This window comes from Bradyrhizobium sp. Kon69 (assembly GCF_055807515.1).
This window is the reverse complement of the sequence record NZ_JBVVOS010000016.1, coordinates 1-14503: the sequence shown is the minus strand read 5'-3', so window position 1 is coordinate 14503 and position 14503 is coordinate 1. Positions and strand designations below refer to the sequence as shown.

General features: G+C 62.3%; 13 protein-coding genes. 8 read left to right on the top strand and 5 right to left on the bottom strand.

All coding sequences use genetic code 11. From position 1 onward, the window contains the following. Positions 1 to 102 precede the first annotated feature (102 nt). A complete protein-coding gene (locus AC0L3U_RS21315; RefSeq protein ID WP_473363079.1) occupies positions 103 to 3945 on the top strand; it encodes an SIR2 family protein in 3843 nt (1280 codons plus the stop codon). Between the two features lie 403 nt (positions 3946 to 4348). On the opposite strand, the gene AC0L3U_RS21310 is transcribed toward AC0L3U_RS21315, so the two are convergent. Next, the gene (locus AC0L3U_RS21310; protein ID WP_473363078.1) at positions 4349 to 5254 is read right to left on the bottom strand and encodes a LysR family transcriptional regulator; all 906 of its coding nucleotides are present in this window, start codon (positions 5252 to 5254) and stop codon (positions 4349 to 4351) included. Between the two features lie 111 nt (positions 5255 to 5365). On the opposite strand from AC0L3U_RS21310, the gene AC0L3U_RS21305 reads away from it, so the two are divergent. From AC0L3U_RS21305 to AC0L3U_RS21295, 3 genes are all read left to right on the top strand, one after another. Further along, positions 5366 to 6010 (top strand): DsbA family protein, encoded by a 645-nt coding sequence (locus AC0L3U_RS21305; RefSeq protein WP_473363077.1) that lies wholly within the window; start codon positions 5366 to 5368, stop codon positions 6008 to 6010. Positions 6011 to 6082: 72 nt separating this feature from the next. Then, positions 6083 to 6979, top strand: a complete 897-nt coding sequence (locus tag AC0L3U_RS21300) for an MBL fold metallo-hydrolase (RefSeq protein ID WP_473363076.1) — start codon at positions 6083 to 6085, stop codon at positions 6977 to 6979. A gap of 1 nt (position 6980) precedes the next feature. Beyond that, positions 6981 to 7385: a nuclear transport factor 2 family protein gene (locus tag AC0L3U_RS21295; protein ID WP_473363075.1), complete on the top strand. Its 405-nt coding sequence runs from the start codon at positions 6981 to 6983 to the stop codon at positions 7383 to 7385. Between the two features lie 74 nt (positions 7386 to 7459). Here AC0L3U_RS21295 and AC0L3U_RS21290 read toward each other — a convergent pair whose 3' ends face one another. Then, a complete protein-coding gene (locus AC0L3U_RS21290) occupies positions 7460 to 8104 on the bottom strand; it encodes an NADPH-dependent F420 reductase (protein ID WP_473363074.1) in 645 nt (214 codons plus the stop codon). A gap of 139 nt (positions 8105 to 8243) precedes the next feature. Continuing rightward, entirely contained in the window at positions 8244 to 8690 is a 447-nt protein-coding gene (locus tag AC0L3U_RS21285) for an Rrf2 family transcriptional regulator (RefSeq protein WP_219683236.1), read from the bottom strand. Positions 8691 to 8956: 266 nt separating this feature from the next. On the opposite strand from AC0L3U_RS21285, the gene AC0L3U_RS21280 reads away from it, so the two are divergent. Further along, complete coding sequence (locus AC0L3U_RS21280; RefSeq protein WP_473363073.1) at positions 8957 to 9529, top strand: suppressor of fused domain protein; 573 nt, start codon at positions 8957 to 8959, stop codon at positions 9527 to 9529. 65 nt (positions 9530 to 9594) lie between these two features. Here AC0L3U_RS21280 and AC0L3U_RS21275 read toward each other — a convergent pair whose 3' ends face one another. After that, a complete protein-coding gene (locus tag AC0L3U_RS21275) occupies positions 9595 to 9942 on the bottom strand; it encodes a hypothetical protein (RefSeq protein WP_473287192.1) in 348 nt (115 codons plus the stop codon). 323 nt (positions 9943 to 10265) lie between these two features. On the opposite strand from AC0L3U_RS21275, the gene AC0L3U_RS21270 reads away from it, so the two are divergent. The 3 genes from AC0L3U_RS21270 to AC0L3U_RS21260 all read left to right on the top strand — a co-directional run bounded on the left by AC0L3U_RS21270 (position 10266) and on the right by AC0L3U_RS21260 (position 13443). After that, a complete protein-coding gene (locus tag AC0L3U_RS21270; protein ID WP_473363072.1) occupies positions 10266 to 11147 on the top strand; it encodes an AraC family transcriptional regulator in 882 nt (293 codons plus the stop codon). Positions 11148 to 11313: 166 nt separating this feature from the next. After that, positions 11314 to 12072 (top strand): SDR family oxidoreductase, encoded by a 759-nt coding sequence (locus tag AC0L3U_RS21265; RefSeq protein ID WP_473363071.1) that lies wholly within the window; start codon positions 11314 to 11316, stop codon positions 12070 to 12072. Positions 12073 to 12183: 111 nt separating this feature from the next. Then, positions 12184 to 13443, top strand: coding sequence for a serine hydrolase domain-containing protein (locus AC0L3U_RS21260; RefSeq protein ID WP_473363070.1), 1260 nt, complete (start codon positions 12184 to 12186; stop codon positions 13441 to 13443). Between the two features lie 6 nt (positions 13444 to 13449). Here AC0L3U_RS21260 and AC0L3U_RS21255 read toward each other — a convergent pair. Beyond that, positions 13450 to 14503: carboxylesterase family protein (locus tag AC0L3U_RS21255; RefSeq protein ID WP_473363069.1), on the bottom strand; the 1054-nt coding region annotated here is incomplete at its 5' end.

Here is a 14503-nt window from a genome sequence, read left to right as displayed (position 1 = left end):
TCGCGATGCCTGCCAAACAGTCATAAACTCTACCTCACGTTTTGTGAGTGCCAGATTGCGATTTGAGGCGATCAAGGGTCGCTTCGGGTATATTGGTCCCTGTTGATTCTTGAGTATTCCATGCGCTTTACCGAATATGGACCAAGCATCCCAAACGTCTTGCTTGACGCGCGCGACGTGGGCGATGTGGTGTTTCTGTGCGGCGCCGGGATTTCCATCCCAGCCGGACTTCCCGATTTTTTCCGCCTCACCTGCGATGTCGCTAGTCGTCTAGGGTGCCCGTCCGACTCGGCGGCTGGCAGACTCATTGCGCTGGAGCAGCGCTTTCGTGAAGGCGGAGCTGTACAAGACCTTCATGAGCCGGTCTCGTTCGACCGCATCTTCACGCTCCTTATTCGACAGTTTGGAGCGCCGCAAGTTGAGGTGGAAGTGATCGGATCGCTTAGCATTCCACGAAAGCCAAATCTAGCACATCACCGCGCGCTCCTGGACTTGGCCCGCGGCCCCGATGGCCGTCGCCGACTTATTACGACCAATTTCGACCGCCTTTTCCAAAAGGCCGACCCGCATCTTCGCAGCTATGCTCCTCCGAACTTTCCGGATCTGTCACGGCGCGATGGATTCGATGGTGTCGTGCATCTGCACGGCCTTCTACCGGCTAAGAACGCCAAGCCAGCAGAGAACATTTTGGGCTTGGTTCTAAGCGGCGGCGATTTCGGTCGAGCTTACCTTGCGGAGGCGTGGGCCACTCGATTTGTCTGCGACTTGCTCGACCGCTACATTGTGGTCCTTCTCGGTTATAGCGCCGACGATCCGCCAGTCCGCTATCTCCTCGAAGGCCTGCACGTGACAGGTCGCATTCGCGAGCAGCGTCTTTACGCCTTTGCCGCAAACGATCCTGGTCGCTCGGATCTAGATTGGCGTGAACGCGGGGTCACTCCGATTTTGTACGATCCCGCTGACTATCATCGGCATCTTTGGGAAGGCATCCACGCTTGGGCGGATCGAGCCCGTGATGTCGATGCTTGGCGTACGCGCATCGCTGGGTTAGCTCAGACCAGGCCGGAGTTGCTAAAAGCATTCGAGCGTGGCCAAGTCGCCGCCCTGTGCAGTTCGGCCGAAGGAGCCCAAACGTTCGCGTCCGCAGTGCCGCCCCCAACACCCGAATGGCTGTGCGTGTTCGACGCCGGGTGTCGTTACACCAAACCTGGCCGCACTATTAGTTACGATGATGAGCCGAAACCGGAAATCGATCCCCTTGCGGCCTATGGTTTAGATGACGACCCGGTGCGGCCTGATCCGCAAGGGAGAGACCAAGGTCCGCCGGGAATAGATCTGCTCGGGCCGTTGAAGACGGACGATCCAGTTGCGCGCGAATCGGGCATTGCCTCTGGTTCGCATTGGCCGCTCGCTCCATTGAACGCGCGCCTGTTCCAGCTTGCGCGTTGGATTCAGTCGGTCATGACTTCGCCGACTACAGTCTGGTGGGCGGCCGGTCGCGGCCTGCTGCACAGCCATTTGCACAACCAGTTGTCTTGGACACTCGATCGCGACAATGTCGCGTTCGATCCAATTGTCCGACAGGCGTGGCGTCTCGTTCTGGAAGCGCGTGAAGCGGCGCCAGACGATGCCCGTGAAGGCTGGCACTACGTCCTTCAGCAAATACGCAAGGAAGGTTGGACGTCGAGCACGATCCGCGCTTTCGTCGTTGCGACGCGACCAAAGCTGACGGCTGTCCGCTCTTGGCACTATGCGCCGGTTCCGCCAACCGTTGCCGAAGCGCTCACGCTGACGCGGATCGGCTATTTCGATGTCGTCTATCCCACGCTGATCGAGAGCATCGCGGACGTTCCCGACGATTCACTCCCTGCCGTCTTGGCGGCCGCGCGCACCAATTTGGAGCTCGGTGCAGCACTTGAGAGCGAGGTCTCACGCTATCACTTGCGTTTGCCAACACTCTATCCCGAGGACAAAGACGGCGAGCATCACTATTCTGAGGTAGAAAGCTACTTCATCTGTTTCGCAGAATTGTTCAAGCGGTTGGTGAATGTTGATGCGGAAGCTGCTGTGCGCGAGTTTCGGCGTTGGGATGACGCCGTGCGTTTTTTCGTGCCATTGCGGTTGTTTGCGTTCGCGGACGCGCGGATTGTGACCCCTGCCGAAGTCGGTAAAGGCATCCTCGCGATGTCGCGAGAGTCGTTTTGGAACGCGGACCATGCTCGCGAAATTCTCTGGGCGTTACGAGCGCGCTGGCCGGACCTTTCTAAGCGGGATCGTTTGGCAATTGAAAAGGCCGTACTCGAAGGCCGCGAAAAATACCAGGAAGAAGATGACAAAGAATACGCCCAACACCGAGCGAGCCTTTCTGCGGCACGTTTAATCTGGATGCAAGATCAACGTCTCGCCCTAAGCGCCGCGACAAGAGCCAAACTTCCGAAACTCAAGCGCGCCAATCCGCGCTGGCGGGTCGCCTGGGCGAAGACCGCGGATGCGAGTCTCGATAGCCGGACCGGATGGGTGAAACAAGAAACGGATCCGACGTCGATCGAGGATCTACCGGTTTCTAAGGTGATTGCGCGTTGCGATGCCTTGGCAGAGCGCCACTTTGAGAATTTCACCGACCGTGATCCATTCCGAGGACTCGTGGCGACCAATCCGCAGCGGGCCATGGCGGTTCTTAACTTCGAGGCTCGACGAGGCAATTACCCGCGACGCTATTGGTCGCGCCTCTTTAACAATTGGCCCAAGAGCGCTACTACGCACCGTCTCAAGCTCGTCGCGCGAGCCGGCGCCAATCTTCCGGCCTCCGTTATCGTGGAGATGCGCTACGACCTCACTAGATGGCTGTCGACTCACTACAGCACCATCGATCGGCTAGAGCGTAAAACCGCGCATCGTTTCTTTGATCGGGTCACCGATGCGCTCGCTGATGCCGGCCACGATGCGATGCGCAGCGGCCTTGGCAAGTCCTCCGTCGCTGGTGTCGAGATTCCGAGCAACCGCATGGGGATTGACTATGCCATAAACGCTCCCACTGGCCATCTAGCGGAGGGTTTGCTAGTCGCGCTCTACGAGCGTAAGCCCAAAGCCAATCAAGGCTTGCCAACCGCTATCCGCCAACGTCTCGAGACGCTTATCGCTTTGTCAGACGAAGGTGGTTGGCATCCGTTGACCATTGCGGCGCAAAATTTGCAGCAACTTTATGAAATCGACCGGCATTGGACGCGCAGCTTCCTGCTGCCGCTGTTTGATCCCCAGCTGCCGGAGGCGGAAGCCGCTTGGAGTGGCTTCGTGGGCTCGAGCCATCTGGCATCGCACGCATTGTTCAAGGATATGCACGCGCATTTCCTCGCGGCCATCGCTGGAACAAGCCGCTGGACCGCTGATGGCATCGGTCGTCTGGGACAGCATCTTCTGCTTGCCTTGGAAGCTGCTCCGGGCGGCAAGCCCTACATAACGGCTGATGAAGGCCGCATGGCGCTGCGTGGCACGAGCAGCACGGTGCGGTTGGAGACGCTGTCCTTCCTGCGTCGACGCGCAGCGACGGTTGACGGGTGGAAGCGCGTTGTCGTTCCATTTTTCCGTAAAGTCTGGCCGCGCGATCGGCAGTTTCAAACGGCCGAAACGAGCCGCAGACTCGTGCTCTTTTTGAAGGATCTCGATGAGCGCTTTCCTGACGGTGTCCAACTCGTGAGCGATTTCCTAGTAAATTCGTCTAACGCCGATATTTTTGTTTTTCAGTTCGGAAACGACGGCCAACACGGCCGAGCTGATCTGACAGCGAAATACCCGCTGGCAACGTTGGCACTTTTGAGCAAGGTCATCGACGAGAACAGTGCGCGTTCGCCCTACGGACTAGCCGAAATAGTGAAGCGTCTCGCGGATGCCTCGCCAGATCTTCGTCAAGATGCTCGCTGGCAACGTTTGCACAAAATGGCGCAGTAGCTTTACGCCAGAATCGTGAAATTGCGGACTGAGCCGCTTCGAAGCCGGGATGTCGTTTCAGTATGGTTCGCTGCCAATTTGTCGCACCTTGGGTGTGTAGCGCTTCGCACTCGCTGGGTTCAATGCTGCGATAAAGTGCCTGCTGTGATTGTACGCGGTGAATTGGGGCGATTTGATAAACCCATTACCACGACGGCTTAAAATGAGCGGCACACGCCAGAGCGGCATGTTGGAATAGCGATCGATCGGCCGCACGGCCGATGCAAGCTATGGAGACACTATAGCTGACAACGACAAGCAGGGCATGGTTGGTACGTAAACCAAAGCCACGGAATTACGGTGACATGCGCTCAACTCGTTTGAGAACAGCAGACGGTCCAGCGGCCGCCGGTTCTCTCCCCATCTAATCCGTCCCGACCGAACCTGCCCGTCGCTGAGCCGCAATCAGCATCTCCACAAATGCCATCACCTTGGGCGGCCGGAAACGGGCCGCGGGATACACGGTGTGGATGCCGCCGGATGGCAGTTGCCATTGCGGCAGGATGTGGATGAGGCGACCCGCCGCGAGATCGTCGGCCACCAGGAAATCCGGCAGCACCGAAAGGCCGCCGCCGGCGAGCACGGCCGCGAGCACGCCCGGCGTCGTGTCGATGGCGATGCTGGCCTGCAGGCGCACGGCGCGTCGATCGAGATCGCCGCGCGAAAACTGCCACAGCAGTGGCTCGCGCAGTGCCATGTTGGCGACGAACGGTAGCGTCGCGAGGTCGTCGGGATCGCGCGCGGCGGCGATCCGATCCGTGAAGGCGGGAGCGCCGACCAGACATTGCCGGAACGATCCGATCTTGCGCGCCTGCAGGCTGGAATCGACCAGCCAGCCGACACGGATTGCCATGTCGATCTGGCCTGAGGCGAGGTCGACCGTCTGATCTTCGAGCGTCAACTCCACCCGGCAGTTGGGATAGCGTGCCGCGTAGGCCGTAACGACGGCGACCACGACGGCGGTGCCGTAATCGTTGGGCGCCGTGATCCGCAATGTGCCGGTCGGCGCTGCGGCGGCCTGGGCGAGTTCGTCGAAGGCATCCTCCGCTTCGCGCAGGATCATGACGCAGCGCGCATGAAACATGCGGCCCGCCTCGGTCGGATGGACCCGGCGCGTCGTGCGCACCAGCAGGCTGGTGCCGAGATCGCGCTCCAGCTGCGCCACTTGCTGGCTCACCACGGCCTTGGTGATGCCGAGCCGTTCGGCGGCCCGCGTGAACGATCCGGTGTCCACGACGGCTGCGAAATAAGCCAGTCGGTTCAGGTTCATGGGCTCTGTCCGGTCAGGTCTATTTGTAAGTTTATAACATACATTCTGTCTGTTTTGTTGGTATTTATCTACCAATTCGCACGTGCCACATTGCGGTCCAAGGAGATCGCCATGTCCGCGCCCATTCAAATCACCTACCTGTTCGACCCGCTCTGCGGCTGGTGCTACGGCGCCTCCACCCTGCTGGAGCAGCTCGTCGCCCGACCGGATTTTGCGGTCGAACTTGCGCCGACGGGTCTGTTCGCCGGCGAGGGCGCCCGTCCGATGGACGATGGTTTTGCAGCCTACGCCTGGGGCAACGACCAGCGGATTTCGCGCCTGAGCGGCCAGCCGTTCAGCGAGGCCTATCGCCGCGATGTGCTGGGTGACCGCACGCGCCTGTTCGATTCCGGCCCGGCGACATTGGCGCTCACGGCTGTCGCGCTCACGGCGCTTGATCGGGCGTTCGCGGCGCTGAAGGCCTTCCAGCTCGTCCGCTATGTCGAAGGCCGCGACAGCACTGACATGTCCGTTCTGTCGGACGTGCTGCGCGCGATGAATTTGCCTGAGGTTGCCGCGCGGCTGGCGACGCCCGACACCGCATTGATCATCGCCTACCGCGCGCGCCTCGAGGCGGCGCGTGCCGAGATGCGCCGGTTCGGCGCCAACGGCGTCCCGGCCCTGATTGTCGGGACGGGCCATGATCGCCGCCTCGTGCAAGCAAGCGCGCTGTTCGGCAGCCTCGACGTCCTCGTCGACGGACTGAAGGCGGCCTGAGCCCAGCGATCAACACAGACCGGACCATCCAGCTTTCATTTCGCGATCCCAGACCAGCACCAGGAGACCAACATGCCCACAAGGAGAACCATCATGAAAACCACTCTCGCCGCGGGCGCCGCCGCACTCTTCGCACCCGCAGGCCTCGGCCATGCCGCCGGCGGGCTAGCCTGGAAGCATTTTCCAGCCGGACCGAACGGCTTCTTCCGGGCACCCGTTCTGGTGTCCGGGCCGAGCGAAGCCGTGCTGATCGATGGCGGCTTCACGCTGCCCGATGGCAAGGCTGTCGCCGACGCCATCAAGGCCACCGGCAAGAAGCTCACCACGATCTACATCAGCCAGTCGGACCCGGATTATTATTTCAGCCTCGGCGCGATCAAGGCTGTCTTCCCCGAGGCCCGCGTGCTCGCGGCGCCCGCAACATTGGCGGCCATTAACGCCAGCGTCGAAAAGAAGCTTGCCGTCTGGGGGCCGCAGCTCAAGGCGAACGGCCCGCAGGTGCTCGCCGATGTGGTCATTCCCGAAGCGTTCGACGGCAAGACGCTCAGCGTGGACGGCGAGACCATCGAGATCGTCAGCGCGGACGGCCTGGTCAACCGGCGCTATCTGTTCGTGCCCTCGCTCAACGCGGTGTTCGGCGGCGTGCTGATCTTCTCGGGCGTCCATGTCTGGACCGCCGACACGCCGACCAGGGAGCAGCGCGCCGCCTGGATCGCCAATCTCGAAAAGATCGCGGCGCGCAAGCCGGCGGTCGTCGTCCCCGGCCATCTGTCGGTGGATGCAAAGACCGACCTGTCCGGGGTCGAGCACACCATCGCCTACCTCAAGGCGTTCGACGAAGAGCTGACCAAGGCCAAGGATTCCGTGGCGCTCAAGGCGGCGATGGAGGCGCGCTTCCCCGGCCTCGGCATGGGCGTTGCGCTCGACATCGGCGCCAAGGTCGCCACCGGCGAGATGAAGTGGGGTTGAGATGGGGGCGAACCTCGACCTGATCCGCGCCACCTACGAGGGATCGTCGTCGGAACAGAACGGCCGCAACTTGCTGGCCGCTCTCGCTCCCGATGCCGCATGGACCGAAGCGGAAGGCTTTCCGTACGCGGGCACTTATGTCGGCCTCGACGCGATCATATCAGGCGTGTTCCGGCGTCTCGCCACCGAATGGACCGGCTACCGCGCCGATGTTCACACCTATCTCGAAGACGGCGACCGCGTCGCCGCCTTCGGTGTCTACTCCGGCACCTACAAGGCGACGGGCAAATCCATGCGCGCCAGTTTCGCGCATCTCTATCTGGTGAAGGACGGCAAGATCGCCAGCATGACCCAATATGTCGACACCGCGATGGTGCGGAAGGCGCTGGAGCCTGCCGGCCTGTAACAGCGATATGATGTCGGAATCTAGGAGAGGGGAGCCCGCGACATGCGGGCTCCCCTTTTTCGTTCCGGCGTCTGCTAGATCTTGATGAAGTTGTGCGCGGCCAGCGCGCCGAAGGGCAGGGTTGCCAATCGTCCGCCGACGTCGAGCGAGCCCAGATCGACCGGGAAGAAGCCGGCGCCTTCGATGAGCTTGCGGACCTCGGCCTTTGCGGCAGCGTCATCGCCCGAATAGAACAGGACGTGCCGGCCACCCGCCACGTCCGGATTCGACAGCGCCGCGACGTCGTTATGGTTGAATGCCTTGACTACGCGGGCGCCCGGAACGAACTGGCTGAAGACGTCGCTCGAATGCTTGTCGCCGAGATCGACGGCCTTGATGCCGTAAGCCGCGAGCGGATTGCTCGGGTCCTTCGCATCCGGCGAGTTGGGGTCGAGGAATTCCACCGGGTTGGTGGCGTCGATGACGATGCGACCGTTCCAGGCCGGCAAGCGGCTGAACACCTTCTGCACATCAGTCCAGCGGACGGCGGCGATGACGATATCGGCGCCGGCCGCCTCTTCCACGGTGCCGGCCTTGATCAAGGGGCCGAGCTCCTGGACCAGCGCCGCGAGCGATTCCGGTCCGCGGCTGTTGGAGATGGTGGCCGAGATGCCCTTTTTGGCGAGAGCGCGTGCGAGGTTCGAGCCGAGGGCGCCAGAACCGATGATACCAATACTCATGATGGACTCCTGTGAGGTGAGGGGCTTGAAAATCAGGACCGCCAGCGCCCCGAAGGCTGGTCGGCTGTCGCTGATCAATGCCGTTCGGCATCGAAGTTATTATGTGTCAATGACACGATGACATTTGCGGGCAAACAAGTTACCAAGCGAGCGGAATGGAGAACTTGCCCAATCGCGCCACCTCGGCTGCAACATCCGCCACTGTCGTTTTTGCGAGTTCAGCCTCGAGCGCTTTGCGCGCCCGATCGAGGGCGGGTTGTATCGCTGCAATGATGTTGCCGCCGACCGCGCAACTCTCGCAGGGCGGGGTCCGGTGCAGCGAAAACAGCTCGGTGTCCTCGACCGCCGCATAGACATCGAGCAGCCGTATCTTCTTCGCCGGTTTTGCCAGCAAGGAGCCGCCACCCGCTCCGAGCTGCGAACGCGTCAGCCCGGCATCGCTCAGGCGGGACAACAGCCCGCGGATGACGACGGCACCGGTGTTTGCCGACCAGGCGAGATCCTCGGACCGCAGCGGCTTTCCCTCGCTCACGGCAAGTCCGGTGAGGATATGGACGGCAACGGCGAAGCGGGTGCTGGTCGGCATGATGATCTCGTTGGTGTGTAACCATCGCTATTACACACTTTCGGCGATGTCAACACTGGTGCGTCTGCAAGCGGCTGGATGCGCGGCTGTGCCGGAGCTAAAGGCCAGCGCCTTTTGGCGATGCGCGCGTGAACGAAGTCATGGATATGACCACCGGCCCCGTCTATACCGACGTCCCACGAGAGGCCAGAGCGGCGATCGTATGGTCGCAGTCATCGCGGTGAAGATATGACTGCCGACGACCTCGGATTTTGACGTGAGGAGCCATGGCGGTTTCGGAAGACAACAAATCTCTCGCCCGCTATTTGAGAGATGTTACGCAGGGCTCACCGACGGTTACGAAATATTGGGATGATGCCCACGTCTGCGACGTCGATATCATGATCATCAAGAACGTCCCGGCAGGAGGCGTTTCCACCTATGTCAGCCTCGCGCTCTCTGATGCGAAGACAGGCCTGACGTCCGGCGACAAGGCCCTGGGCATCGAGATTCTGCTGGCTCTGGCGACGGAATGCGCCGAGGGCGCCAACATGATCGCGACCTGCGCTTTCAGCATCAAGAAGGCCGAGATCACACCCTTGCCCGGCGTCGTCATTCCGCGAGCCCTGGAACTGTATGGCGCAAGGCGTGACATGAAGCACGCCATGCTCATCTCTCCGTTTTTGTGGAACCTTGAAACACAGTCCTTCTCGGCCAAGTCCGTCGCCTGGCTGCAGGTGCTGCCTATTTCCGACGCCGAGCGGGACTACGCGCTGGCGAACGGGCCCGAAGCGCTGGAGGATCTGTTCCAGGACCGACAGATCGACGTATTCGACATCGATCGTCCCAGCGCTCTTTGATACCTTGATGCCGCCATCCTCGTGGACGCCTGCGCGGTGCCTGGAGGGTATCGCTTCGCGTCTCCCTACCGCGGCGCCAGCCCCGCGCCGTTTTGAAATGCCAACAGCCCAATGCAGAAAATCGCTGCGCCAACCCACAGCACCACCGGCACCAGATACGGCGACGAAATGACTTCCAGCACCGGGAATGCTTTGTCTGAAACAAACCTTCTGTGCGCCACCCATGCGGTTGCGACGAGCGGCGTAAAGGCGACAATGAAGTAAAGCGCCCCCAGGACCCAGCCAAAGGCGGTCAAATCCCTGGATCGCGTGACCTCTCCCGCGAAGCCGAGCGCGGCAATTGACACGAACGCACCCAACGCGCTGATGAGGAGCTCGGCAGCCAGGACGACGATGGATAGAGTTGCATTCATGCTTGGATTCCGTTTGCGAATGAGAATTCCCCGAAGCCGCAGCCCGGATGGCCGCTGACCGCATCAGCCATGATTGAAGTCCTCGAGATCGCGGATGAAGCGTTCGAAGTCGGGCGTCAGTTCGTGCATGTTCGGGAAGTCGGCTCGAAGGGGAACGCCCACTTGTGGGTCAAGGGGTTCCGACAGTTTAGCGCGGAGAGGAAGGTGCTTGCAATCGGCGTGGTCATTCGAACTGGGATTGGCCAGACTCGGCCAAACCGCAAGATCGGTCGAGCGTGTCATGGCCGTCAGCGACTAGATGGAGCCGCCACGGAGGAGGGACGATGAAGGCGGCGCTGCAAAACTATCAGGACCGGATGCGACGGGTGCTTGATCATATCGACCGGCATCTCGACGATGATCTGGATCTGGACACGGTGAGTGCTGTTGCGGCTTTCTCAAAATTTCATTTCCACCGGCAGTTCTCGGCAACCTTCGGATTATCAGTGCATCGCTATGTCCAGCTGGCCCGCATGAAGCGCGCTTCGCATCAACTGGCCTTTGTGGACGCCCTTGATGTCACGGAGATTGCGATGGATGCCGGTTACGATGCACCGGATGCCTTCGCCCGCGCCTTTCGGCAACGGTTCGGGCAATCGCCGTCGTCGTTCCGGAAGTCTCCCGACTGGGAGCCGTGGCTTGCGGCCTTCGGGCCTCTCGACAATGCGAGGAGCAAGCTCATGCAGAAGACCTTTACCACCGACGACGTGACGATCCGCGATGTGCAAGCCACCAAGGTGGCGATCATGGAGCATCGCGGCGACCCGGCGACGCTTCCCGCCACGATCCAGCGCTTCATCGCGTGGCGCAAGGCGGCGAACCTGCACCCCAGGACAAGTCCGACCTTCACGGTCTGGCGCTCCGAGCGGCGTCCTGCCTCGCCGGCCGCGTACAGCACGGACCTCTGCGTCGGGACCGACCAGCCGATCGCGGCGAACGGCGAAGAGATCAAGGCCGGCGAGATCCCCGGCGGACGCTGCGCGGTGCTGCGCGTCGTCGGCTACACCGACAATCTCGAGCCGGCCGCGCTCTTCCTTTATCGCGACTGGCTTCCCGCCAGCGGCGAAGAAGCGCGCGACTTCCCGATCTATTGCCAGCGGCTGAGCTTGTTCCCGGAGGTGCCGGAGCATGAGACCGTCGCGGACGTTGTTCTGCCGCTGAAGTAGCGTCCGCTGACGGCGCCTGTTGCTTCCGATCACGGAAACCGACAGGCCGCCATTCCCCGATCAAGTCCGCCGATATGATCCCGCGTTCAACTCGGGAAACGGGTGGCAGCTCGCTGGTGCCTGATGTCTTGTTCGGCTCCTTTTTTGACATCAGGAGAGTCTCACGGTGGAACTGGCAAACAAGACGATCATCGTAACCGGCGCCAGCAGCGGTATCGGTGCTGCCGCAGCATCATTGTTCGCGTCCGAAGGCGCCGATGTGGTGCTCGGGGCGCGTCGCGGCCCCGAGCTGCAGGCCGTTGTTGCCAGCATCAAGAGCGCCGGAGGGCGCGCGACGTTTCTCGCCGGCGATGTTCGGGACACCGGCTATGCAGCCCGCCTTGTGGAGCACGCCGTCAAGACTTTCGGAAAGCTCGACGGCGCCTTCAACAATGCTGGCATCGTCGGCGACATGACGCCGGTGCCCGAGATGAGCGTCGAAAACTGGACCGATGTGCTTGCGGTGAACCTCACCTCGGCGTTCCTCAGCGCGAGGGCGCAAATCCCGGCACTGCGCAAGCAGGGCGGCGGCTCGATCGTCTTTACCTCGTCCTTCGTTGGCTTCAGCAACGGGGGCCTGCCGGGAATGGCGGCGTACGCAGCCTCGAAGGCAGGACTGATCGGCCTGGCTCAATCACTGGGCGCCAACCATGCGGCCGAAGGCATTCGCGTCAACGCGCTTCTGCCTGGAGGGACCGTCACCCCGGCGGCAGGCGAGGGAAATCCCGACGCCTTGAATTTCATCGCCGGGCTCCACCCGATGAAGCGGATGGCCAGTCCCAAGGAGATCGCGCAGGCGGCGGTTTTTCTCCTGAGCGACCGGGCATCGTTCATGACCGGCAGCCCCATGACGGTGGATGGCGGCATGTCGGTGCGCCTGACCTGACGACGAACCCGCCAAGCGCGCGGCGACGGTCACCTCGGCGCAAAGATTGGATGTTCGCCACGTATCGCCATGATACGAGACCCCGTCGTTCGCTTCCGGAGCCCAATATTCATGTCCGCCGCCATCACCCCGAGTCAGTCGCCCGCGACCGCCGCCGAAACCGATCCCGAAACACTCGGCTGGATGAAGGGCTTCCCGCCACCGGAAAACCGCACCATCTCCTTCCAGAACGGCTCGTTCCGCAGCTTCCCCGAGCTGCGCTGGGCATGGAGCAACATCCGCCAGCTGGTGCCGACCGTGAACGTCTGGCGCGGGGCGGGGCCTGCATCGGTGCTGCCGCGCCAAGACCATGACATCGGCGCCTCCGCCTCGACCACGATGGACGGCCGGCCCATGACGTTCGCGAAGATGCTCGAGGAGACCTACACCGACGGCATCGTCGTGCTGCATCGGGGCAGGCTGATCTATGAGCGCTATTTCGGCGCTTTGAAGCCGCACAAGCCGCATATCGCGATGTCGGTGACGAAGTCGTTCACGGGCGTGCTCGCCGGCATTCTGGTCGCCGAGGGCAAGATCGATCCGCAGGCGCCTGTCACGGAGTATGTGCCGGAGCTGAAGGCCAGCGCCTTCGGCGATGCGCGCGTGCACGAGGCCATGGATATGACCACCGGGCTCGAATACACGGAGGTCTATACCGACAAGAACTCTCACGTCTGGGGGCTGCGGCGGGCGAACGGCATGGCACCGATTCCGCCTGACTACGACGGCCCGACCACCATCTTCGAATTTCTGATGGCGCAGAAGAAGCAGGGCGAGCACGGCAAGACCTTTGCCTACAAGACCGTCAACACAGACGTGCTGGCCTGGATCATCCGGCGCGTCAGCGGCATGAGCTTGTCCGATCTGCTGTCCGAGCGCATCTGGCAGCCGATCGGCGCGGAGGAGGACGCGCATTACCACGTCGATCGCATCGGCACCGAAAGCGGTGGCGGCGGCCTCTCCACCACCTTGCGCGATCTCGCCCGCTTCGGCGAGACCATGCGCAATCACGGCCGCTTCAACGGCCGGCAGATCGTGCCTTCATCTGTTGTCGAGGACATCGCGCGCGGCGGCGATCCCGAGAAATTCAAGCCCGCCGGTTACACCACGCTGCCCGGCGCGTCCTATCGCAATCAATGGTGGGTCACGCACAACGCTCACGGCGCTTACATGGCGCGCGGCGTCCACGGCCAGGGCATCTACGTCGATCCCAAGGCCGAGATGGTGATCGCGCGCTACGCCTCGCACCCCGCAGCGGGCAACGCCGCCAACGATCCCGTGACGCTGCCGGCCTACATGGCGCTGGCGAAGCAGCTGATGGCGGGCGAGTGAGGCCGCCTACGGCAGCTCCCGCCAGCGCATCGGCAAAATGCCGTCCTGCCTGAAACTGGCGAGGAAGCGGAAGCGGGCGGCTTGCGGATTGGGGCGGGCTTCGATCGGCGTGCCCAGGATCTGCACGACGTCCTTCTCGTCATAGGCGGGCCAAGCTGGCAGGCCCGATCCGTTCGGGTCCCCGTGCGCCGCGAAATTCACCCAATAGCTCATCATGGTCCGCGCCAGAGCGCGGTCCTGTTCGGCCGGCGGTGCTGAGCTGCCGATCACCTGTTGCGGTGTCAGGGTGCCGAACACGAACGGAATTTCAGTGACGTGCGAGGCGATCGGCGTGTAGTGCGAGGTATAGCTGAAGTGATAGCCGTAGACCGGCGCGCGTCCCCCGCGCCGATGCAATCGTAGCCACTGCCAGCATTGCTCGCCGACCACATAGTCGCCGTTAAGCGCCGCCGCGGAAGTCCTGGCCTCCGCGTCGGTCGCCGCGGGGTAGACCTTCAGGAAATCGGCCATGCGCTCCCTGCCGAACATCGCCTCGGCCGCGGCGAGAAAGGCTTGCGCCGATTGATCGGGCGGTGACTGCGAACGGAAAGGAAACTCTTCGGCCGCATTCCAGCCCGCCAGCAGCGGGATGTGCATCTGTTCGCCGCGCAGGAAGCGCCGCGCGGGCACATCAGGCACAACATGACCATCGATACTCGGCGAGAAGGCTGTCACGACCGGGCTGGTCCTGAAACTCCACGGCGCGGCTGCATTCAACCGATCGGCCGGCATGCTGCGCAAAGCTGCGATGGACCCGTTGCCCTGTTGCCGGGCAAAAGACAGACCCCGCGCGCGGGCTTCTTCAAAGCCCTGGAGCGGGCCGTGCTTGCCATCCCAGAACGCGCCGCTCTGTCCAATGGCCTTGTGAAACAGTCCATGTGCAAGCGGCGAGGCCATCAGGATGCCGACGGCCATGGCGCCGGCGGATTCGCCGAACACGGTGACGTTATCGGGGTCGCCGCCAAAGCCGGCGATGTTGGCCTTGACCCAGCGCAGCGCCATCAGTTGATCCTGCAGGCCG